Annotated in this window: 18 protein-coding genes; 6 read left to right on the top strand and 12 right to left on the bottom strand. The window is 72.4% G+C overall.

Annotation, left to right across the window (positions count from 1 at the left end; translation table 11 throughout):
- Positions 1 to 7: 7 nt before the first annotated feature.
- From ACIBBB_RS07045 to ACIBBB_RS07035, 3 genes are all read right to left on the bottom strand, one after another.
- Positions 8 to 2,437 carry a right-handed parallel beta-helix repeat-containing protein gene (locus ACIBBB_RS07045; protein ID WP_398979551.1) on the bottom strand — a complete coding sequence of 810 codons (2,430 nt, stop codon included), beginning with the start codon at positions 2,435 to 2,437 and terminating at the stop codon, positions 8 to 10.
- 196 nt (positions 2,438 to 2,633) lie between these two features.
- Complete coding sequence (locus tag ACIBBB_RS07040; protein WP_398979549.1) at positions 2,634 to 3,242, bottom strand: hypothetical protein; 609 nt, start codon at positions 3,240 to 3,242, stop codon at positions 2,634 to 2,636.
- Between the two features lie 744 nt (positions 3,243 to 3,986).
- A complete protein-coding gene (locus ACIBBB_RS07035; protein ID WP_398979547.1) occupies positions 3,987 to 4,517 on the bottom strand; it encodes a DUF6643 family protein in 531 nt (176 codons plus the stop codon).
- A 253-nt stretch (positions 4,518 to 4,770) separates the two neighbouring features.
- On the opposite strand from ACIBBB_RS07035, the gene ACIBBB_RS07030 reads away from it, so the two are divergent.
- Positions 4,771 to 6,060, top strand: a complete 1,290-nt coding sequence (locus ACIBBB_RS07030; protein ID WP_398979545.1) for a TerD family protein — start codon at positions 4,771 to 4,773, stop codon at positions 6,058 to 6,060.
- 24 nt (positions 6,061 to 6,084) lie between these two features.
- On the opposite strand, the gene ACIBBB_RS07025 is transcribed toward ACIBBB_RS07030, so the two are convergent.
- The gene (locus tag ACIBBB_RS07025) at positions 6,085 to 7,257 is read right to left on the bottom strand and encodes a glycosyltransferase (RefSeq protein WP_398979543.1); all 1,173 of its coding nucleotides are present in this window, start codon (positions 7,255 to 7,257) and stop codon (positions 6,085 to 6,087) included.
- A 58-nt stretch (positions 7,258 to 7,315) separates the two neighbouring features.
- Here ACIBBB_RS07025 and ACIBBB_RS07020 point away from each other — a divergent pair, with 58 nt between their 5' ends.
- Together ACIBBB_RS07020 and ACIBBB_RS07015 are read left to right on the top strand one after the other, a co-directional pair.
- Positions 7,316 to 8,110, top strand: coding sequence for a glutamate racemase (locus ACIBBB_RS07020; RefSeq protein WP_398980063.1), 795 nt, complete (start codon positions 7,316 to 7,318; stop codon positions 8,108 to 8,110).
- A 374-nt stretch (positions 8,111 to 8,484) separates the two neighbouring features.
- Entirely contained in the window at positions 8,485 to 9,105 is a 621-nt protein-coding gene (locus ACIBBB_RS07015; RefSeq protein WP_398979540.1) for a hypothetical protein, read from the top strand.
- 67 nt (positions 9,106 to 9,172) lie between these two features.
- Here ACIBBB_RS07015 and ACIBBB_RS07010 read toward each other — a convergent pair whose 3' ends face one another.
- A complete protein-coding gene (locus tag ACIBBB_RS07010; protein WP_398979538.1) occupies positions 9,173 to 10,216 on the bottom strand; it encodes an O-antigen ligase family protein in 1,044 nt (347 codons plus the stop codon).
- A 215-nt stretch (positions 10,217 to 10,431) separates the two neighbouring features.
- On the opposite strand from ACIBBB_RS07010, the gene lnt reads away from it, so the two are divergent.
- Entirely contained in the window at positions 10,432 to 12,120 is a 1,689-nt protein-coding gene (gene lnt, locus ACIBBB_RS07005; RefSeq protein WP_398979536.1) for an apolipoprotein N-acyltransferase, read from the top strand.
- 70 nt (positions 12,121 to 12,190) lie between these two features.
- Positions 12,191 to 12,673 (top strand): NUDIX hydrolase, encoded by a 483-nt coding sequence (locus tag ACIBBB_RS07000; protein ID WP_398979535.1) that lies wholly within the window; start codon positions 12,191 to 12,193, stop codon positions 12,671 to 12,673.
- A 293-nt stretch (positions 12,674 to 12,966) separates the two neighbouring features.
- On the opposite strand, the gene ACIBBB_RS06995 is transcribed toward ACIBBB_RS07000, so the two are convergent.
- The 3 genes from ACIBBB_RS06995 to ACIBBB_RS06985 are packed head-to-tail and all read right to left on the bottom strand — an operon-like array spanning position 12,967 to position 15,635.
- Positions 12,967 to 13,980, bottom strand: coding sequence for an NAD(P)/FAD-dependent oxidoreductase (locus ACIBBB_RS06995; RefSeq protein WP_398979533.1), 1,014 nt, complete (start codon positions 13,978 to 13,980; stop codon positions 12,967 to 12,969).
- Entirely contained in the window at positions 13,977 to 14,501 is a 525-nt protein-coding gene (locus tag ACIBBB_RS06990; protein WP_398979531.1) for an isoprenylcysteine carboxyl methyltransferase family protein, read from the bottom strand. Before ACIBBB_RS06990 ends, ACIBBB_RS06995 begins: the two co-directional genes overlap by 4 nt.
- 12 nt (positions 14,502 to 14,513) lie before the next feature.
- The gene (locus ACIBBB_RS06985; RefSeq protein WP_398979529.1) at positions 14,514 to 15,635 is read right to left on the bottom strand and encodes a type III polyketide synthase; all 1,122 of its coding nucleotides are present in this window, start codon (positions 15,633 to 15,635) and stop codon (positions 14,514 to 14,516) included.
- Between the two features lie 115 nt (positions 15,636 to 15,750).
- Between ACIBBB_RS06985 and ACIBBB_RS06980 the strand changes: the two genes are divergently transcribed.
- A complete protein-coding gene (locus ACIBBB_RS06980) occupies positions 15,751 to 16,653 on the top strand; it encodes a UbiA family prenyltransferase (RefSeq protein ID WP_398979526.1) in 903 nt (300 codons plus the stop codon).
- Positions 16,654 to 16,679: 26 nt separating this feature from the next.
- On the opposite strand, the gene ACIBBB_RS06975 is transcribed toward ACIBBB_RS06980, so the two are convergent.
- From ACIBBB_RS06975 to ACIBBB_RS06960, 4 genes are all read right to left on the bottom strand, one after another.
- Positions 16,680 to 18,569 carry a ricin-type beta-trefoil lectin domain protein gene (locus tag ACIBBB_RS06975; protein ID WP_398979524.1) on the bottom strand — a complete coding sequence of 630 codons (1,890 nt, stop codon included), beginning with the start codon at positions 18,567 to 18,569 and terminating at the stop codon, positions 16,680 to 16,682.
- A gap of 568 nt (positions 18,570 to 19,137) precedes the next feature.
- Positions 19,138 to 20,070, bottom strand: a complete 933-nt coding sequence (gene tgmB / locus ACIBBB_RS06970) for an ATP-grasp ribosomal peptide maturase (RefSeq protein WP_398979522.1) — start codon at positions 20,068 to 20,070, stop codon at positions 19,138 to 19,140.
- Between the two features lie 16 nt (positions 20,071 to 20,086).
- Positions 20,087 to 20,278, bottom strand: coding sequence for a putative ATP-grasp-modified RiPP (gene tgmA, locus ACIBBB_RS06965; protein ID WP_398979520.1), 192 nt, complete (start codon positions 20,276 to 20,278; stop codon positions 20,087 to 20,089).
- Positions 20,279 to 20,673: 395 nt separating this feature from the next.
- Positions 20,674 to 21,171 carry a subtilase-type protease inhibitor gene (locus ACIBBB_RS06960; protein ID WP_398979518.1) on the bottom strand — a complete coding sequence of 166 codons (498 nt, stop codon included), beginning with the start codon at positions 21,169 to 21,171 and terminating at the stop codon, positions 20,674 to 20,676.
- Positions 21,172 to 21,349: the final 178 nt, after the last annotated feature.

The raw sequence follows: 21,349 nt of genomic DNA, 5'->3' as shown, positions 1-21,349 counted from the left end.
CCCGGGGTCAGGGGAGTTCGGGCAGATCGTCCGCGTAGAGCAGCGTGAGGTCGTCCGTACTGGTCTCGGGCAGCTGGGCGACCCTGCTCGCGTGCTGCTCCACCATCGACTCGAACGTCTGGCGCGCGGTGCGGCCGTTACCGAAGGCCGGCCCCTTGGGCAGAACGGTGAAGTACTTGAGCAGCGCCTCGGCGGTGCCCGCACCCAGCCGGTACTCGTGCTCCTCGGCCTGCTGCTCCACGATCCGCAGCAGCTCGTCCGCCTCGTAGTCGCTGAAGGTGATGGTGCGCGAGAAACGGGACGCCACACCGGGGTTGACGGCCAGGAAGCGTTCCATCTCCACCGTGTACCCGGCGACGATCACCACCACCGCGTCCCGGTGATCCTCCATCAGTTTGACCAGCGTGTCGATCGCCTCACGCCCGAAGTCGCGCCCCGAGTCCTCGGGCGACAGCGCGTACGCCTCGTCGATGAACAGCACGCCGCCGCGCGCCCGGTCGAAGGCCTCCTGCGTACGGATCGCGGTGGAGCCGATGTGCTCACCCACCAGGTCCACCCGGGAGACCTCCACGAGATGACCGCGCTCCAGCACCCCGAGCGAGGCGAGGATCTCGCCGTACAGCCGGGCCACCGTCGTCTTGCCGGTGCCCGGGGAGCCGGTGAAGACCAGATGGCGCCGGGCGGACGCGGCCTTGAGTCCGGCCTGCTGCCTGCGCCTGCCGACCTCGATCATGTTGGTGAGGGCGCGGACCTCACGCTTGACGCTCTCCAGGCCCACCAGCGCGTCGAGTTCACCGAGGACCTTGCCCGGTTCCCGTACCGGCTCGGCCGGGGGTGCGTCCGGCACCGGCGTGGCGCCCTGCGCCGGGACCGCGCCCAGCAGCCCGGTCGTCTGGGTCGCCGTCAGCACGGCCGTCGGCTGCGGCGCCGCGACCAGCACACCGCTCTCGTCGCTGGTGCAGTCCTCCACGGTCGGCCCGGCGCCGGGGCCCTCGGCACCCGGCGCACCGCCGTCCGGGAACTCGTAACCCCCGCGCGCGCAGCGCTCGGTGCGGCAGCGCGTCAGCGTCGTACGGCAGCCGTCCATCACATGGAAGCCGTAACCGCCGCTGCCCGTCACCCGGCAGTCGTGGAACGTGCCGCGCCCCTCGGCGGAGACGTAGAAACCGGCCTCGGCGGGCGAGGTGATCGTGCAGCGTTCGATGGTGGGGTCGGCGCCCTTGGTGACGATGACACCGGTCTGCACACCGTCGATGGTGCAGGAGTTGAGCGTGCCGCCGCTGCCGTGGTCGCGGAACCAGGCGCCGGTGGCCGCCTCCCTGATCCGGCAGTCGTCGAGCTGGGCCGTCGCGCCGTCGCTCACCGACACGGCGGTGTTGCGCACCTGGGAGAGGTCGCTGTCCACGACATCCGCGCGGGATCCGCGGTCGAGGACGAACAGCGCGTCCGGTACGTCGTGCACGCGGCACGAGTCGAGGACCACCGTCGCCCCGTCGCTCACCCAGACCGCCGGGTAGTCGCCCGTACTGTCGTGGATCTCGCACTGGTTGGCGTCCACGCGAGTGCCCGGGTCCCAGACGGAGAGACCGTTGCGGCCGAAGCGGCGCACCGTGGAGCGGGTCAGCGTCAGGACGGAGCGGGAGCGCAGATCGACCGCGTTCTCCGGGATGTCATGGATGTCGCAGTCGGAGAGCGTCAGCACCGCGTCCGTGTCGAGCGTGATGCCGTCCGCCGAGGTGCGGTGGACGCTGGAGTCGGTGAGATGGGCGGCGGCGCGCGAGGCGATCTGCACACCGGTGCCCTTGATCTCGTACACCTCGCAGCCGATGGCCTCCAGACCGCTGCCCTCGCCGGTGACCGTCAGGCCGCCGCCCGACGCGTGGTGGATCCGGCACCGTTCGAGCCGGGGGTGCGCGCCGCCGCGTACGGAGACGCCCGACTGCCCGGCCGCGACCACCTCGCAGTCCTCGAAGACCCCGCCGGCGCCGTCGAGTACGGCGACCCCGACCCCGGCCGGATTGTCGACCGTGCAGCGGCGGACGGTGGGGCGCGCGGCGCCCCGCACCTCAATGCCGGCGGCCGAGCGGGTGACGATCCGAAGATCCGTCAGCTCCGGGGTGCCGTCCTCCACGAGCAGCGCGGGCGCGGTCGTGTCCTGGCCCTCCACATGCAGGTCGTGGACGGTCGCGGAGGCGCGCACCGTCAGCGGCACGCCGTCCGGCGGCGCGATTCGCACCGAGCCCGCCGAGCCCTCGGGCCCGCGCAGCGTGACGGCGCGCGTGACGACGAGATTCTCCCGGTAGGTGCCCGGCGCGACGGTGAGTATGTCGCCGTCGCTCGCGGCTTCCAGAGCCGCGGCGAGAGAGGCGTACTCGCCGGTACGGCGGCGCCAACGCGAGGTGCCGGTGTGCGTCACCTGGACGGTGCCCTGTGCCATGGTGTTGTTCTGTCCCCACCTCGTGCGCCTGCGCGTCTGTGCCGACCGGACCCGCTCCGGGGTCAACTCAAGGAAGTCCCGGCCGCCACAGAGGACCGGGTCGCACCACCGTAGCGCGCGCGGCACCGGTGAGTTGACCCAAGAGCGGTTCCCGCTGGGGTTGGGCGCCGCGAGACGCGCCGCCCGGCCGCCGTGCTCAGCTGCCCGCGCCCGTACGGCCCCAGTCGGGACCGGCCTTGGCCCAGGCCATGTCGAGGCGCGCGTACCGACGCTGATTGAGATTCCACACGATCAGCCGCCGGCCGGCCTCGACCAGACCGGCGGCGACCGCGGCCAATCCGAGGCCCGCCAGCACGGCGTGCGTACGGGCGGTGGTGAGGTCCACCGGACGCTTGGCGAGCCGCCCCTCGCCGTCGGTCCAGACCGGGAAGGTCTCGCCTGCCTGGATACGCGCCGGCGCCGAGCGGACGACTCCGGTCTGCCGACTGCCGTCCGGGGCCGTCCATTCGGCGATCACCGGCCGGCCGGTGTCGCGCGCGGCCGAGGTCTCGGGGTCGAACGCCACACGGGCGGGCGCGTGCGGATGGCGGACCACCAGAGCCCGCGTGTGGTGCCGTTCCTGGTGCTGGGCCTGGATCGTCCGGCGGAACGCGCCGTCGGTCAGGGAGCCCGAGATCCAGCCAATCGCCGGCACGGCGAGGATCAGCAGGAGCAGGGCGCCCAGCGCCACCCATGCCTCGACAAGATCGGTCTTTCTGCGCAGCGGGTTGTGCCGCCAGCGCCGCAGCCCCACGACCGCTCGCATCGTGCCGCCCCTTCCGGTTTCCGTCCGTTCCCCAGTCCGTCTTAGCCCGGCGAGAGGCGCCGCACGCACAAAAGGGCCGAAGGGAGAGCGAAATCACCCTTGGGTTCGACGGGCCGGATCCGGCCCGGCGGCGGTCGGTTCGTGGTGATCACGGGGCGCCCGGACGGCTCGGCGACACCGAGGACGATCTCATCGACGGCGTCCCACGCCACATGTGCCCCGCCCGGGGAGCCGTCCCCGGGACGACGAGATTCAGCCGGAAGCGATATCAACGGCCTGGAAATGGTTCAACGGCGGAGGGCTCTCGTCGGCCCGGCCCGGCGTCGGCGCACCGCGGATCGATCGGCCGGGTGCGCCCCGCCCGTGTCCGCCCGTGTCCGCTCAGAAGTGGCAGCCGGACCTCCACCCCGAGGTGGCGGCTGAACCAGTTGTGCGCCCGCGCGTTGACGAGCGACGCGTCAACCTCGGTCCCGAATATGTCCACCACGATGTCATTCGTATGAGCATCTGTGTGGGTGACGCCAACGCCCGTCCCCGGCCCGCCTGTTCGTGAACCGTCCGTACGTACGCCGCCGCTTCGCGGTCCGTCCGCCGGTGACCTGTCGGCTCGGGCGCACGCGATCTCGCGGCGGCTCCCGGCCGGGCGCGTCCGGCGGCTGCCCGCCGGCCCCCGGCCTCCTCCCGGCCCGCCTCCGCCCGTCCCGGTGTGTTCCCCGCGTCTACGGCCTCAAGGACCGCCCGATGTCAGTAACCCCGGCTCTGGTAGGGCCGGTTGTAAGGGTCGTCGTACTGCACCGGCGCGGGCGCCGGGCGCGGTGCGGCGGGTCGCATGGCCTCGTACCCCGTCGGCGAGCCCGGCCGCTGCTGCTGCTGCGGCGGGCGGGGCTGCTGAGGACGCGGCTGCTGCGGCTGCTGCTGGGCCGGGTAGGGCTGAGCGCCCTGGTAGCCGCGGGGCGGCGGGGCCTGCTGCGGAATGTAGGGCGCCGGGGCGTGCTGCAGCGGCACGGGGTGCTGCGCCGGCTGCGGCTGGTACCCGCCGCCGTACGACGGCGTGGGCTGCGAAGGAGCTGCCGGAAGGGCGGGGAGCGCCGAAGGCAGCGCCGGCAGATAGCTGTTGCTCTGATAGCTGCTGCCGGTGTCGTAGGCGGAAGGCACTCGGATCGGGGCGATCTGAGGCGTGCCCCGCTCCGCGACCAGTGAGTCGTAGATCGGGGTGTCCGGGAACGACGGCGCGGTGTAGTAACCGCCGCCGTAGGTGGCGCGGGGGGAGGTCATGGAACATAAGTTAAGCCCACGATGTGCCGGTTGGGGAGTCCGATTAGTGGGTTCTTTCGGGAGCTCTGGGCCACTTCGGATCCCCAATGCGAGCGAACTTGGGAAAATCGGTCGTCCAGCAGCGTTGTGATCGTGTAAAGGGCAAGCTCCAGAGGGGTTACTCGTCGGTCCGCCCGGGCGCGATGGCCGCTTCAGCGATTAGGTTTGGCGCAACGGATAACTTTGGGTCACCTGACTCTCGATGGGGGCGAGCATGTCCATGCTTAAAGGAGCCAATGTTCCGGTCTCGGCACCGAGCGTGCGTGTCGAATTGGGATGGCGTTCAGCGCCCGGGACGCCGGACGTCGACGCCTCGGCGCTCCTGCTGAAGGCGGGAAAGGTCCGTTCGGACGCGGACTTCATTTTCTACAACCAGCCGTCGCACGCGTCCGGCGCGGTGCGGTACGACGGAAAAGGCACCGGTCCAGGCACCGTGACGGACACCCTGTCCGTCGATCTGGGTCGCGTGGAGGCGGACATCGAGCGGATCGTCGTCGCCGCGTCGGCGGACGGCGGCAACTTCGGCCGGGTGCCCGGTCTGTACGTACGAGTCCTCGACGCCGCGTCGGGCGCCGAGATCGCGCGGTACGACAGCCAGGACGCGACCGTCGAGACGGCGTTCGTCCTCGGTGAGCTCTACCGCCGGCAGGGCGCCTGGAAGTTCCGCTCGGTCGGCCAGGGCTACAGCAGCGGACTCGAAGGCCTGGCAACGGACTTCGGCATCAGCGTCGACGAGCCGCAGCGGGCGGCCCCGGCGCCCGTGGCCCCCGCGCCGCCGCCCCCGGTCGCGGCACCCGCCGCGCCCCGGTACACGCCCCCCGCACCGCCGGCGCCGCCCGCGCCCCCCGTGGCCGCCCCCGCTCCCGTGCGGCTCAGCAAGGTCACACTGACCAAGGACGCGCCGTCCGTCTCCCTGTCCAAGCAGGGCGGCAACTCGGGTGAGATGCGCGTCAATCTCACCTGGCAGGTGCGCAAGCAGTTCAAGGGGTGGGGCGCCAAGCTGGGCCGCGCCGTCGCCATGCACGGCGATCTCGACCTCGACCTGTGCGCACTCTATGAACTGACCGACGGCCGCAAAGGCGTCGTCCAGGCACTCGGCAATGCCTTCGGGGCGCTTCACCAGCCGCCGTTCATCCATCTCGACGGTGACGACCGCACCGGCGGTTCGGCGAACGGCGAGAATCTCAGCATCAACCTCGACCACAAGAACCAACTGCGCCGTGTGGTCATCTTCGTGACGATCTACGAAGGGGCGCGCAGCTTCGCCGATCTCGACGCGACGGTCACCCTCCAGCCGCAGAACGGCGCCGCGATCGACTTCTCGCTCGGCGAGTGCACAGTTCCCTCCACGGTCTGCTCGCTGGCATTGATCACCAATACCGGCTCCGATCTCCTCGTCCAGCGCGAAGCGCGATTCCTTGTGCCGGAACGCGGGGTCAGCCCGCAGCGCACCATCGACTACGCGTACGGCTGGGGCATGAACTGGACGCCCGGCCGTAAGTGACCCGGGTCCCGACGGCGATCTGAGTCAACGCTCCGGTGCGGCCTCCGGACGGGCGTACGTACGCCCCTTCCAGGCCGCACCGCGGCCCCGGTAGTGCCGCACGGCCGAATCGACAGTCATCAGGAGGTAGAGCAGGGCGGTGAAGGGCAGCAGGGGAGCCAGCCAGAGCGACTGCCGGTAGTACCGCAGCACCGGCAGGTACGTGCCGGCCATCACCGCCCACGCCGCGCCGCCCAGCAGACCGGCCGGCGTGTCACCGCCGGACAGACCCGCGTACACCCCCACGGGCGGCGCCAGATAGACGACCGCGAGCCCGGCCACCGTGCCGACCAGCAGGATTGGGCTGTGCAGGAGTTGGGCGTACGCGCTGCGCGCCACCATCCGCCACAGGTCGGTCAGCCGCGGATACGGGCGCACGCTGTCCACCCGCTCCGCGAGACCGAGCCAGATCCGGCCCCCGGCCTTGCGCACCGTGCGGGCCAGCGACACGTCGTCGATCACGGCCTGCCGGATGGAGTCGGGGATCCGCGCCCGCACGGCCATCTCCGTCCGCAGCAGTACACAGCCGCCGGCCGCCGCCGCCGTCCGGGCGCCCGGCTTGTTGACCCGGCGGAACGGATACAGCTGTGCGAAGAAGTAGACGAAGGCGGGCACGATCAGTCGCTCCCACGCGCTCGCCACCCGAAGCCGGGCCATCTGCGAGACCAGGTCGAGACCGTTCGTCCGCGCGGCGGCCACCAGTTCACGCAGACTGTCGGGCTCATGCGCGATGTCGGCATCCGTAAGAAGGAGGTAGTCGGGCTCTCCGGCCCGCGCCTGTTCGATGCCGTGACGCAGCGCCCACAGCTTTCCCGTCCAGCCGGGCGCCGGCTCGGGAGGGGAGATCACGGTCAGCGGCAGCCCGCCGAGTCGGTCGGCCAACTCCCGGGCCAGGGCGCCCGTCCCGTCGGAGCTGGAATCGTCGACGAGGAAGACCTCCGCCCGCCCCGGATAGTCCTGAGCCAGCAGCGACGGCAGACTCACCGGCAGCATCTCCGCCTCGTCACGCGCGGGCACGACCACGGCGACGGACGGCCACGCGGGCGGATCCTCACGCGGCGGCAGCCGCTGATCCGTTCGCCAGAAGAACCCCTGACCCAGCAGCAGAAAGCCCCACGCGGCAAGAGAGGCCGCGGCGATCCAGGCGATGGCGCTCATTCGCCGCAGTCTGCCCCACATCGGCGGGACCGCAAGGGCGGTCGTCTATGGTGACCGGGTGAAGATCGCGCTGATGGACTCCGGTCTCGGGCTGCTCGCCGCGGCCGCCGCACTGCGCCGGCTCCGGCCGGACGCCGGTCTCGTACTCTCGTCCGACCCCGAGAGCATGCCGTGGGGACCGCGTACGCCGGACGACGTCGTCGAGCGCGCGCTCACCGTCGCCCGCGCCGCCGCCGCGCACCGGCCCGACGCGCTGATCGTCGCCTGCAACACCGCGTCGGTGCACGCCCTGCCCGCACTGCGCGCCGCCCTGGAGCCCGGACTTCCCGTCATCGGCACGGTCCCCGCGATCAAGCCGGCGGCGGCCGGGGGCGGGCCCGTCGCGATCTGGGCCACCCCCGCCACCACAGGCAGCCCCTACCAGCGTGACCTCATCCGCACCTTCGCCGCCTCGGTCGACGTCACCGAGGTGCCGTGCCCGGGGCTCGCGGACGCGGTGGAGCACGCGGACGAGGCGGGCATCGAGCGCGCAGTCGAGGCCGCGGCCAACCGCACACCTCGTGAGGTAAGGACCGTCGTCCTGGGCTGCACCCATTACGAACTCGTCGGCGAACGGATCCACGCGGCGCTGCGGCAGCGCGGCCTGCCGGAGCTGACGCTGTACGGCTCGGCCGACGCCGTCGCCGCGCAGGCGCTGCGCCGCCTCGGAGACACCGCGTCGCCGACGCTCACGCCGGCCGCCGAGCCCGGCGAGCTGACCGTCCTGCTGAGCGGAGAGCGCGCCTCCCTCCCGGACGCGGCCCTGACCTACGCGGAGGGCCGGCTGCTCGCCGCTGTCACGCGAGTGCACTAGGGCGTGTCCGCGAAGTAGCGCCGTCCGCCCGCAGGGCGGGGCCCGCGGCGGCTGGTGCGGTGCGTCGCGAGGCGGAGGATCGGCGTTGTGGATGGACCGGACGTACGTGGCCGGCTGAAGACAACGCGGCGAGGTGCCGTGACAGCCGCCGCGGGCCAGGCGGGACTACCCGGACACGCCCTGGGGCCTGTCCGGCGGATCTTCGTGGGTCAGCCCGGGGCTGACCCTTCTGGGGGATCGGAGTGCGGATCGTCACGCTGGGGCGGTGGTGGGGCGTCGTGGTGTGGGCCTCGCGCGGGCTGTCCCGTCGGGGTCACCACTTCCCTTCCCGCCGCGGCGGTGCCCGTCCGGCGGATCGTGAGTACGCTGCAACCATGACGGAGCACCCCCGGCGAGGGGGGCCTGGCACAGTGCCCCTCCCCGAAATCTGGACCGGCCGAGCGCACAACCGCATTCAGTGGCTGTTCGCCGCGGTGGGCGTCGCGTGTCTCGTCCTCGGCATCGAGCTGGCAGTCCAGTCCTCCTGGGAGAACGGCATCATCGCGCTGGCCGCCTCCGTGGTCGGCTGCGTGGCCGCCGGTCTGCTGATCCTCTTCGGGACGCTCGCCTTCGTGCACGTGGCGGTCAAGGTCGATCACGAGCACCTGGAAGTGCGCTGCGGCCACGCGGGGCTGCCGCGCCGCCGTATCCCGCTCGCCCATGTCACCGGCGCCGACTTCGAGCCCAGCGTCACACCACGCCAGTGGGGCGGCTGGGGCTACCGCTGGCGACCGGAGCGGGGCACGGCCGTGGTCGTACGGCGCGGCGAGGGCCTCGTGCTGAGCCTGGGCGACGGCAGGACGTTCACGGTGACCGTCGACAACGCGGAGGCGGCCGTCCGCGTCATCCGCGACCGGCTCCGCACGGCGGCCACGGGGAAGGTGACGCTCCGCAAGTCGCACCTCGGCCCGGCCAGGGGCGGCGGAACGGCCATCGGCGGGTCGGCGGAGTCCTGACGTGAGGCCACGGGTCCCGGTTCGCCCGTGACGGCCGCTCCGCTCCCGCTCGCCGGCCGGGCGGACATCAGACCGGTTCCCCTTCCGGTATCGCCCCGTCGGGCGACCGCGCCGTCGCCAGGCCCGCGAGGAGCCCCGCGCCCGCCGTCACCGGTGTGAAACTCAGCGCGTTCCCCACGGTCGCCACAGCGGCCAGCGCCGTCAGCGCGGCCCCGGCGGACAGTACGACGGGAGTGGCGCGCGGTGAACGCCACAGGGCGTACAGAAGCCACCCGAAGGCCGCCCCCAGCAGCAGAACCCCCGCGACACCCTGCTCCGCCGCCAGCTGGAACAGCGCCGAGTGCGGCTTGCCGTCCGAGTTCAACGACTCCAGCGCGGTCGGACTCAGATCGCCGAACCGGTCGGGCCCCGCGCCCAGCAGCGGATTGGCCCGTACGAGATCCACCGCGTCCTCCCACAGAAGAACCCGGTGCGCCGTGAGCTGCCCCTCCAGCGAGGCCGCCAGCCCTTCGGGCAGCGCCTGTACGGCCACCGCCCACGAGACGCCGACCATCAGACACGTCGCGCCGGCGAAACCTGCCAGACCCAGCAATCGGTGGCGCATCCTCGCCGCGGCGAGTGAGCAGAGCAGCACCCCGACGGCGGCCACCATCCCCGCCACCGAACCGAGCACGGGACCACTGAGAGCGGCCACCCCCGCCGACACCAGCAGGGTGTTCCGCTGCCTCGTCGTCCCCGCGGCGGCCGCCGCGCAACAGGCGGCCCCCACGGCCAGGACCAGCAGCGCGGCGACCGCGCCCGTGTCACCGGGCGGCGCCGCGCTCTCCGCGGTCTCGCCCGGTACGTCGTGACGGGCGGCGACCGCCAGGACGTACGCGGCGACGGCCAGGGTTCCGGCCGTCGCGACCGGCGCCAGGGACCCCGAGATCCGCCCGCACGTGTAACCGGCGGCGACCGCGAGCACGGCCAGCAGCACACCCTCGGGTCTGCCCTCCCGGCCGGCCGCGCTGACCAGGGCCCACACCGCACAGCCGACGAACACCACGGTGCCGACGACGTCGGAGGTGCCGCTGTTCTCGCGCGCGACGGACCGGCTTGCCGGTACAGCCATTCCGTAGACCCCCCGACCCGATCACGCCCTGGTGCCGGATCGGCCGGGGCACTGCGCAGCCACCCCAGGGCTGCGCACACGGTAATCGCAAGGGAGGGGGTGTGTGGAGATCTCGCACGGAAACATTGCGCTACGAAGTGGAGTGCCGCCCCCGCCGGAGCCCCCGTACAGGGCGGACTGCCGCCCTCCGGAGCCGCCACCGTAGACTCCGCCGGGTGAGCACCACCATCGCCCCCGTCGAACCCGCCGAGCCTGTCCCCGCGCCCGGCGGCAGGCGGTGGCCGCGCCGGTTCGGACGGCCCGGCGCCGCGGTGCTGTCCGGGCTGCTGCTCTTCGCGAGCTTTCCGCCCCGGCCGTTGTGGTGGCTGGCGCTGCCCGGATTCGCCCTGCTCGGCTGGACGCTGCGGGGCCGCCGTCCGCGTGCCGGGTTCGGACTCGGCTTCCTCGCAGGTCTCGGCTTCCTGCTGCCGCTCCTGAAGTGGACGGGCGAAGAGGTGGGCCCGCTGCCGTGGGTCGCGCTGGCCGCCGTGTCCGCGCTGTTCATCGGCGCCGTCGGTGTGGGGATCGCCGCCGTGTCGCGGCTGCCCGCGTGGCCGGTGCTCGCCGCCGCCGTATGGATCCTCGGCGAGGCCGCGCGCGCCCGCGTGCCGTTCGGCGGCTTCCCCTGGGGCAAGATCGCCTTCGGCCAGGCGGACGGCATGTTCCTGCCGCTCGCGGCGGTGGGCGGCACCCCGGTGCTGGGCTTCGCCGTCGTGCTGTGCGGCTTCGGTCTGTACGAGGTGGTGCGGCAGGTCCTCGCGCACCGCGCCGGCCGTGGCGACGACACCGACGACACCGACGACACCGACGGCACCGACGGCACGGAGCGCGCTGTCCGCGGCGACGGCGCGGCACGGCCGGTTCGGCGGGCCGCTGTCGCCGTCGCCGCGCTGTCCGTACTGGTCCCCGTCGCGGGCGCCCTCGCCGCGCTGCCCCTCGTGGACGACTCGGCCGAGGACGGCACCGCGACCGTCGCCGCGATCCAGGGCAACGTGCCGCGCCTGGGCCTCGACTTCAACGCCCAGCGCCGGGCGGTGCTCGACAACCACGCCAAACGCACGGAGCAGTTGGCCGCCGACGTCAAGGCCGGCAAGGAGCCGCTGCCGGACTTCGTCCTGTGGCCCGAGAACTCCTCGGACCTCGACCCCTTCCGCAACGGCGACGCGCGCCTGGTCATCGAGGACGCGGTCAAGGCGATCGGAGTGCCGACGGTGGTCGGCTCGGTTCTCTCGCCCGACACGGGCAAGCTGCGCAACTCCCTGATCGAGTGGGACCCCGAGAAGGGGCCCGTCGCGACGTACGACAAGCGTCATGTCCAGCCGTTCGGCGAGTACATCCCGATGCGTTCCTTCGTACGGATCTTCAGCTCCGACGTGGACCGGGTGCGACGCGACTTCGGGCCGGGCGACAAGGTGGGTGTGTTCGACCTGGCCGGGACGAAGGTCGGTCTGGCCACCTGCTACGAGGCGGCCTTCGACTGGGCGGTCCGCGACACCGTCACCCACGGGGCGCAGATGATCACCGTGCCGAGCAACAACGCCACCTTCGGGCGCAGCGAGATGACCTACCAGCAGCTGGCGATGTCCCGTGTGCGGGCCGTCGAGCACAGCCGGGCCGTCGTCGTTCCCGTCACCAGCGGTGTCAGCGCGATGATCATGCCGGACGGCAAGGTCGTCGACGAGACGAAGATGTTCACCCCGGACGCGCTCGTACGTGAGATGCCGCTGCGCTCCTCGCAGACGCCCGCCACCCGGATGGGCACGCTGCCCGAGGCACTGCTGGCCGCGATCGCCGTCGGCGGTCTCGGCTGGGCGGGTACCCGGGCCGTACGCGTCCGCCGGCGCCCCGCCGCCGACGCCGGCTGAGGCGGGACGGGGCACGCGGATCCGGGGGACCGCCACCGGGGGCCGTGGGCGTCCGCATAGGGTCGGCGGCATGGGAACGCCAGACTTCATCCGAGAGATCCGCGCCACCGCCGGGCACAAGCTGCTGCTCCTGCCGGGAGTGAGCGCGATCGTCTTCGACGACGACGGGCGGGTGCTGCTGGGCAGGCGCGCCGACACGGGCAACTGGTCGATCATCGGGGGGATCCCGGAGCCGGGGGAGCAGCCCGCGGTGACGGCGGAGCGCGAGGTGTACGAGGAGACCGCCGTGCGCTGCACGGCCGAGCGCGTCGTCCTCATCCAGGCGCTGCCGGAGCCCATCACGTACCCCAACGGGGACCTGTGCCAGTACATGGACATCACCATGCGGTGCCGCGCGACGGGCGGGGAGGCCAGGGTCAACGACGACGAGTCCCTGGAGGTGGCGTGGTTCCCCGTGGACGCGCTGCCGGAGCTGCGGGAGTTCGCCAAGTTCCGCATCAAGCAAGCACTCGCGGACGAACCGACCTGGTTCGAGCCGGGCGCGGGAGTCTGAGCGGAGCCGGCGCCGGGTGGGGCCGGGCTCTCACCTCCTGAGGAGGCAAGGCCGGTATACGAGGCTGCCGGAGACGGCTCCTGGGCGTCGCGCGCGGCGCGGCCTTTCCGAACGCCCGCCGTCGTCGCCGACGGCAGGCACATGGCGCGCGTTCCGCGCCTGTCCGACCGTTCCCGTACACCGCGCGGACGGCGACGAAGCCGCTGAGTGGACTGAGGATTCCGGTACGGCGGGCTCTCCGGCCCGCGGGCCGTACGGCCGCCGTGCCGGGCGCGGGCGCCGGACAGTCCGCCCTACTGCAACGCGTGGACCGCTTCCGCGAAGACCGATGGGAGACGGGCCGCCGTGGGCACGATCAGGCGGGCCGCGCCCGGGTTTCGGGTGGCGCGCAACAGGCCCTCCGTAAGGAGGCGGTGGCGTCTCGTCAGCTTCGACCAGACCGCGGGGTACGTCTGCGGCCGGTCGTCCGCCAGCGCGCGCACCGCCGCCCCGGCCGTGGAGAGTGCCAGGGCGACCCCCTCCCCGGTCAGCGCGTCCACGTAACCGGCGGCGTCGCCCACCAGCAGCACCCGCCCGGCCAGCGGGCTGCTCACCCGCTGCCGCAGCGGGCCCGCGCCACGCACGCCGCTCGCCGGCCGTTCCCCGAGCAGCGGCGCCAAGTCCGGGAAGCGGGCGAGGTGTTCGCCGTAACCCCGCCGCTCGCGGCTCAGCACGGCCACGCCGACGAGATCGTCCCCGACCGGCGTCACATACGCTTCTCCGTGCCGCGACCAGTGGACCTCGACGAATTCGGACCACGGCTCCACGTGGAAGTGCCGTCGGAGCCCGTAGCGGGACGGGGCCCGGTCCGGCAGATCCAGACCGAGGCCCCGGCGGATCGGCGAGTGCAGCCCGTCGGCGGCGATCAGCCACCGCGCGGTCCGGCCCCCGGCGTACACCCGGTCGGCGCTCTGCCGTACTTCGCCGATCTTGCCCCGGACCGTCTCCACCCCCAGGGCGTCCGCCCGGCGCCGTAGCGCTGCGTGGAGTTCGGTACGGCGTACACCCAGCCCCGTACCGTCCCGGAAACGCGCCTCGGCGCGCCGTACCCCGTCCTGGTAGCGGATACCGCGCAGTTCGCGCCCCGACACCTCGACGCCCATCGCGCGCAGCGCCGCCACGCCGCCGGGCATGATGCCCTCGCCGCACGCCTTGTCCACCGGGGTGGTGCGCGGCTCGACCACCACGGCCCGCAGCCCCGACCGGGCGGCGTGGATCCCGGCGGCGAGACCGGCGGGGCCACCGCCGGCGATCAGGACGTCGATCACGCGGGCGCACCGGCCGGTGCCGCCCCGAGCGCCGTGTTCTCGCACCGGATACGGACCGCCATCAAGGCCGCGTTGAGCCCGGTGAAGACGGCGGCCGTCACCCATGCCCCGTGGACCAACGGCAGAGCCAGCCCTTCCGCGACGACCGCCACGTAGTTCGGATGCCGCAGCAGCCGGTAGGGGCCGCCGGACACCAGCGGCAGGCCGGGGACGACGATCACCCTGGTGTTCCAGCGCGGCCCCAGAGTCCGGATGCACCACCAGCGCAGCGCCTGGGCCGCCACGACGACACCCACCATCGTCCAGCCGAACGCCGGCACGAACGCCCGCCCGGCCAGGGCCGTTTCGGTGAGCGCGCCCGCCAGCAGAGCCGTGTGCAGGGCGACCATCGCCGGGTAGTGCCCGCGTCCGGTCTCCGTACCTCCGCGCTCCAGGCTCCAGCGGGCGTTGCGCCGGGCGACGACGAGTTCGGCGACGCGCTCGCACGCGACAGCGAGCACGAGTGCCGTGTACCACCACATGTGTTCTCCAACTCACCAGCGAAGCAGGACGAGTTCGCAGCAGAAACCGGGGCCCATCGCCATCATCAGGCCGGGGCTGCCCGGCTCCGGGGGCCCGTCGGCGAGGGTGTCGCGCAGGACGTGCAGGACGGACGAGGACGAGAGGTTCCCCACCTCGGCCAGGGAGCGCCAGGTGACGTCGAGGGCGCCTTCGCGCAGCTCCAGCGCCTCGGCCACGGCCTCCAGGACCTTGGGGCCGCCGGGGTGGCAGACCCACCCCGTGATGTCGGCGGGTGTCAGACCGTGCTCCGCGAGGAAGGCGCGTACGTCGTCGGGGAGAAAGTGGCGGACGACTTCGGGCACCGACGAATCGAGGACGACCCGGAAGCCCGAGCCCGTGACGGACCAGCCCATGACATGGCCGGTGTCCGGGTACATCCGGCTCCGTGTGGCAACCACCGACGGACCGACCACCGACGGACCGACCACCGACGGACCGGCGACCGCCGGACCGACCGCCGCCGGGCCCGGCCGCCCCGGTGCGGGAAAGTCGTCGCCCACCGCCACGAGCGCCCCCGCGCCGTCGCCGAAGAGCCCGGTCGCCACCAGATTCGCCAACGACGCGTCGTCGCGCTGGAAGGTGAGCGAGCACAGTTCGACCGAGAGGAGTACGGCCACCTGTTCGGGCCAGCCCCGCAGATAGTCGTGGAGCCGCGCGACACCCGCCGCTCCGGCGGCGCAGCCGAGTCCGAACATGGGCACCCGTTTCACATCGGGGCGCAGCCCCAGCCGCCCGACAAGGCGCGCGTCCACCGAGGGAGCGGCCACGCCGGTGACCGAGGTGAAGAGCAGGAGGTCCACGTCCTCGGGCCGGAGCCCCGCCGTACCGAGCGCCCCGCGCACGGCCTCGGCGCCCAGATCACCCGCGAGTTCGATGAACACGTCGTTGGCCGCGCCGAAACCGTCGATCTTGACGTAGTCGTCCAGCGGCAGGGACATGTGGCGTGTGCGGACCCGCGCGCTTTCGTGCAGCCGGTCGAGCACGTGCCGGTCGGTACCGGCCGGCAGACAGGTGCGCGCCACCATGTCGGTGATCTCGGACTGGGTGTTGCGGTACGGAGCGAGGACGCCGTGGACGGCGGCGATTCGGGTCATCGATTCCAGCCTGGGGATGTCATAACCGTCCCAACAGCCGAAGGAAGGGATGAGACACCGTAAGTCGCCCGTCCGGCTGCCACGCCGACGCCCGCCGCGCGCCTACGATCGGCGCGTGGACGCCGATGTGGACCCGGGAATCAGTACGCGCGAGGCCGGGACCGGCAACGCCCAACCCCCTTGGCGGGCCCGGTCGCTGAGCGCCGGGCGGGCCCTGGCGCTGTCCTGCCATCCGGGACCGGTGGTCGCCGTCACGACGCTCACCCTCGCCCTCGGGGCCACCGCGGGCCACAGCGCGGGCCGTTGTCTGCTGCTCACCGTCGCGGTGCTGACCGGTCAGCTCTCCGTGGGGTGGTGCAACGACGCGTACGACGCCCTGCGCGACACCGCCAACGGCCGCCGGGACAAGCCCGTCGTCGCGGGGAAGGTCGGCCAAGGGACGGTGTGGGCGGCGGCGTTCGGCGCGCTCGCGCTCTGCGTGCCGCTCTCGCTGGCCACCGGCGCGCTCGCCGGCACCACGCATCTGATCGCGGTGGGCGCCGCGTGGGCGTACAACCTGAGGCTCAAGGCCACGGTGCTGTCCTGGCTGCCGTACGCGATCGGATTCGCGAGCCTGCCCGCTCTCGTCTCCCTGAGTCTGCCGGGCAGCCCCTGGCCCGCCTGGTGGGCCGTCACCGGCGGCGCGTTGCTCGGCGTCGGGGCGCACCTGGCGGACGTCCTGCCCGACATCCGCGGTGATCTGGCCACCGGCGTACGGGGGCTGCCGCACCGACTCGGCGCCACCGGCACCCGGTTGCTGCTGCCCGTCCCGCTGGTCGCGGCGTCCGTGGCGCTGACGCTGGGTCCGCAGGGCCGGGCAGGTGTGGGTGCCGTGCTCGTCCCGCTCGCCGCCGCGGTGATCGCGGTGGCGGGGCTGCTGCTCGGCCGCCGCCGGGAGAAGGCGCCGTTCGTCGGGGCGGTGGCCGTGGCGGCGCTGGACGTGGGGCTGCTGATGGCGCACGGGACCGGCGTCGTGTGAGCCCCGGCGGCAGGAGCCCGGGGCCCTCAGCCGTCGAACCGGACGTCGTCGCGCCGCTCCTGGCCCGGGTTGCCCTTTCCGTTTCCGGTGCGGACATCGTTGTCGCCACGCCCGTGGCGGTCGCCCTCCGTGTCCTGCCGCCCCTCGCCCCGTCCGGGCGTCTCGAGACCGGGGCCACGGCCACCACCACCGCCGTTCGCGCCCCCGCGTTCCGTGGACTCTTTCGGCTCCGCCGACCTGCCGGTGTTCCGGAGTGCGGACTTCGTGTCGGCCGACGGCGCCGCTCCCCGGCCGCTGCCGCCCACGATCGGCAGGGACCTGGGGCTGTTCGGCGCCGCGGTGGTCGACCAGTTCTGGAGCGTGGACTCGTCACGGGTCTTCGTAACGACGGAGGTACCCGCCACGGGAGTTGTCGGGACCACGGCCAGCGAGTCGTCCCAGCGGGGGATCACATGCCCCTGCACCGTCAGGTCGTAGCGCACGTCGGTGGCGTTCTCGGCGGGCGGGTCGGTGCACGGTCCGAGGATCAGGGAGCCGTCCACCGTACGGGAGTTGAGGCAGAGATCCTGGTCGGCGCCGTTGCGCAGCAGCCCGTCTTCCTCGTAAAGCCACAGCTGCGTCCGGGCGGAGGTCGAGCAGATCGCCAGCGTCGCCTCGGAGCCGGCGGTGGGCCGGGTGTCCCGGAGGTCCAGGCAGAGATCGGCGTCCGCGCTGCGCAGCGTCGTCCGCAGCGGGCCCGACGGGACGCCGTCCGCGCCCGTCGGCGGCTTCTGGCCGGGACCGGAGACTCCCTGTGAACCCGGGTCGGGCGAAGTCGTCGCGGTGCCCGAGCCGATGGGCGCGGACGGTCCCACCGCCTCGCCGCCGCTCTCACCGGCGGTGAGGCTGGACACGGTCACGGCGAGCAGGCCGACGGTCACCAGGCCGAGCCCGCTGAGCAGCACGGTCCTCGGTCTGCCCGGGGTGGTCAGCACCCGCTTGCCCAGCACCGTGACCCGGGGCAGCACCCGGGGCCGCCCGCCCAAGGAGTGCCGTGCGCGGCCGCGTACGCCCGCGGCCCGCGCGCCGCCGCGCCTGCCCGGCCGCGAGTCGAGGTAGCGCCTGCCGTGAGGGCCGAGGAGCGCCTCGGCGAGCAGGACGCCGGGCCGGCCCTCGGCCTGGACGAACTGCTCGGCGGCGTACGCGCAGTACGAGCAGACCGCCAGATGCTGCTGGATGTCCGGGAGCAAAGCACCGCCGCGCCGCAGGGACACGTCCAGCAGGCGGTTGTAGTGGCGGCATTCCTTGTCCGGCGCGAGTTGGATATGTGCGCGTACACAGCCGGAGCGGAAGAGTTCACCCGAGTGTTCGAGTTCGGTGAGCGCGCTTTCCGGATCAATGCCGAGCAGACCGGCCGGTACGGTTATGGGCTCCGCCTCGACGGCCGTATGCCAGAGCAGGTACCGCGAGGGTGTGGGCATTGCCTGGAATGCGTGGAAGGCCAGCCGCCGATTCTCCGGGGGTGCCGGGACGTCGGGGCTCCCCGGGCCGGCGCCGGCCGGCCGGCCGGGGTGCTCCCAGACGGTATCGGCCTTCTGGCCCTCCGCCGCCCAGACATTGGCCGTGTGCCGGGCGGTCGTGAGGAATTCGGGCCGCAGCGCCGGGACCGGACCGGCGCCGCGCAGGGTGTCGAGGACCTTGCCGAAGGCCGCGGTGGCGAGCATCGAGGCGGCGTCCGTCGAGGGGGAGCGCATCTCGGCGTAGTCGAGCAGGGCCTGCCAGTGCCGGGCGAGCAACAGCGCGGTGGCGTGGTCCTCCTGGTCGCTCTCGCGGGTCCTCAGCGCGGCGACGAGATCCGCGTCCGAGCTTTCGGAGCGGGGCCCCGGCCGGCCGGCCGGAGGGGGCGGGGTGGTTCTGGACGTACGAGGATCCTGCACAGAGGTCCTGCCTTCCAGGGCACTGAGTGGGGGGTGTCCAGTCCCTTGACGCGATGGTGGCGGCAGTGATTTCCGGCCGACTGAAAGGGGGTGGTCCGATTGGTGCGTACCTATGGACGGTGGTGAGGCCTCCGGGAAAATGACCTGTGGGCGCAAAGCGGCGGACTGTGACGGCCGGAGGAGCCTTTCCGGGCGGTCGACCGTCGCCGAATCGAACGGTTGAGCGCTCCCGGCATTGCCGCCGACCGAGCGCGTTCACCATTGCACAGCCCGTGTGTTTGAAACAAGAGATCTCCAACCGCCGCTATTCGATTGGTCGTTGAAGAACGAGTTGGGCAAGGATTTGTGCCGCCGCGGTCCAATTCCGGCCGCGCGAAATACCGTAGGTAACCGGTGAAAGGGGTCGCCGAAGAGGCCCCGAAGGGCCGCTCCGTACCAAGGTCTTCGCAGTTGCACCGCATCGGCAACTCTACGGCCGACGGCGGGTCCCGGTCGACACGGGACCCCTTCGCCCATCGGCCGGACACCCGGACACGGCTCGGGCCTGCGAGGATCCTCCGGCAGAGGTCTAGACGGGTGGCGGTGAGGCGAGCCAGGCGGCCACGGCCTCGGCGATCGGCTGGCTCGTCTCCAGCTCCACGAAGCCGAACTGGCCGCCCTGATTGCATTCGAGAAACCACCACGTGCCGTCGGTGTCCTCGGCGAAGTCGAAGGCACCGTAGGCGAGATGGGCCACGCGCATGTAGCCGTACACGGCTCGCGTGATGCGGTCGGGCACCTCGACGGGCTCCCAGCGGTGGCCGCTCTCGCCGTACCGGCCGTCCACCTGCCCGGGGTCGGCGACCTTCCGCGCGGCGAACAACTGGTGCCCGACGCAGGTGAGCCGGATGTCGGCCCGCTTGGATATGTAGCGCTGGAGCAGGGTGGGCCCGGCGGCGACCGACTCGAAGTCGGCGCCGGGACCCACCCGGGTGGTCGGCAGCGAGACCGGCGGGTCGCCGGGCGGCGGGCCGGTGATCGACTTGACCACGATGTCCCGGTGCTCGGCGGCGAAGAGCCGGGCGATACGGGGGAAGGTGGTGACGAGGGTCGGCGGTACGGCGAACCCGCTCTGGTGCGCGACCCGCAACTGCCACGGCTTGAGGCGCGCCTGGGCCGCCGCCTGCGGATGGTTCATCCAGCGCGCCGACGTGGAGTAGAGCATGCCGAAGAAGGCGTGCGCGGACTCCGCGGTGAGCCAGGGGGAGGGGGAGGGTGCGTGTGCCGCGCTCGCGCCCGGCCGCCGCACCCATATCGAGCGCAGCCCGTCCATGCTCAACAGGCGTCCGCCGGCCGACAGATGGCCGCGGAAGTCGCCGCTGACGTACTCGGCGGACATCGCCGCCTCGCCCGGCAGATCGGCGGGGTCGAAGCGCACCAGAGGTGTGCCGCGCCCGTGCAGTTCCGCCACGACCATGTCCGCGGTGACGTCCTGCTCGGCGGTGAGGATCAGCACAGTCATCGGGTAGCCAGGGTGGTCAGTCGTCGAAGTGCGTCTTGGAGCCGGCCGTCGAGGTCGTGGACCCGGCGGCCAGCAGCAGCGCGCGGTCGGCTATCGCGGGACGTCCGTCCGGCAGGACGTTCAGCTGGAGCGCGGAGTCGTAGGTGAAAGGTCCGACGACCGGCGAGCTCTCCGCCGGAAAAGCGTAGTTCAGCGCGAACGGTCGCATGATTCTCCTCCACTGCCCCACGAGTGCGTTTCTGTCACGGAGGTAACAATACGTGGCGAAGATGTAATGGTCTCAGTACGGAAAGTCACATATGACGGCCCGTCAGGCGGAGGAAGGCCTACCGTCCTCCGGACCTGGGGGGACAGCGCTTACAGCGCCGGTGCGGCGCCGCGAGAACTCCTCAAGTCCGCTGCCGAAAAGCTGAGTTCGGGGCTTCTTCGGGGCCGGTATTGCGACATCCTGTCGGGATCCAGCCAGTTGTCTTCACTTCCGGAGGCCGCGGATGTGAAGACCCGGGGACGGCGAAGAGGGCCCGCACGCGGAACGGCCGGGGCAGGAGAATTCCCTGCCCCGGCCGCCTCGGGTCACCGGTCTCCGGCGACCGCCCGCCCGTCTCAGAAGGTGAAGACCGCGCCTCTGCCCCCGTTCATGGCGCACGAGTTCGAGAAGGTGTGGACGTAGTCCACACGCTGCCCCTCCCACACGCCGTCGGCCGTCACCGTGACCGGCTCCCACTCCTTCGTGCAGACGCGGTTCGTCCCGGAGGTGGTGATGGCGTCGAACTTGGCGCCGTTCTTCTTGAGTTCGGAGCAGGCGGCGGCCGCGTCCGGGTGGCTGCCCGACGGGGTGGGCGCGCAACTGAGCGTGACGGCGCGCCGTACCGTCCCGGTCTTGTGATCAGCACCGTCCGTGACGGTCAGCACCAGTGCCGAGGGCGCGTACAGGCCCTCCACTCCGGTCGGCGACGTGCCGGCCGGAGCCGGCAAGCCTCCGATGGATGCCGCTTCGGCGGGCGCCCCTCCGGCCGGCAGGGCGCCGGCCGTGCCGGTGAAGCACAGACTGCCGATCGCCAGTACGGCTCCACAGGCCGCAGCTCTTGCGATGCTCCGCATTTCGAACACTCCCTGGGGTCGATGTCTCGGACAACGGACGTGAGTCTTGCTCACGCCGGGGGTGCTCCGCCCGCTCTGTGACCGGTTCTGGTCGCTCCGCGTGTCGCCCTGATCGCGGTGTGTGTCCATAACGGCCAGGTGCGGGCCCGTGTGGGACGCGTGGCGAGTTGGGCTGAAA

It is taken from the genome of Streptomyces sp. NPDC051217, assembly GCF_044455465.1.
GTDB lineage: Bacteria > Actinomycetota > Actinomycetes > Streptomycetales > Streptomycetaceae > Streptomyces.
This window is presented reverse-complemented; position numbering and strand designations above follow the sequence as displayed.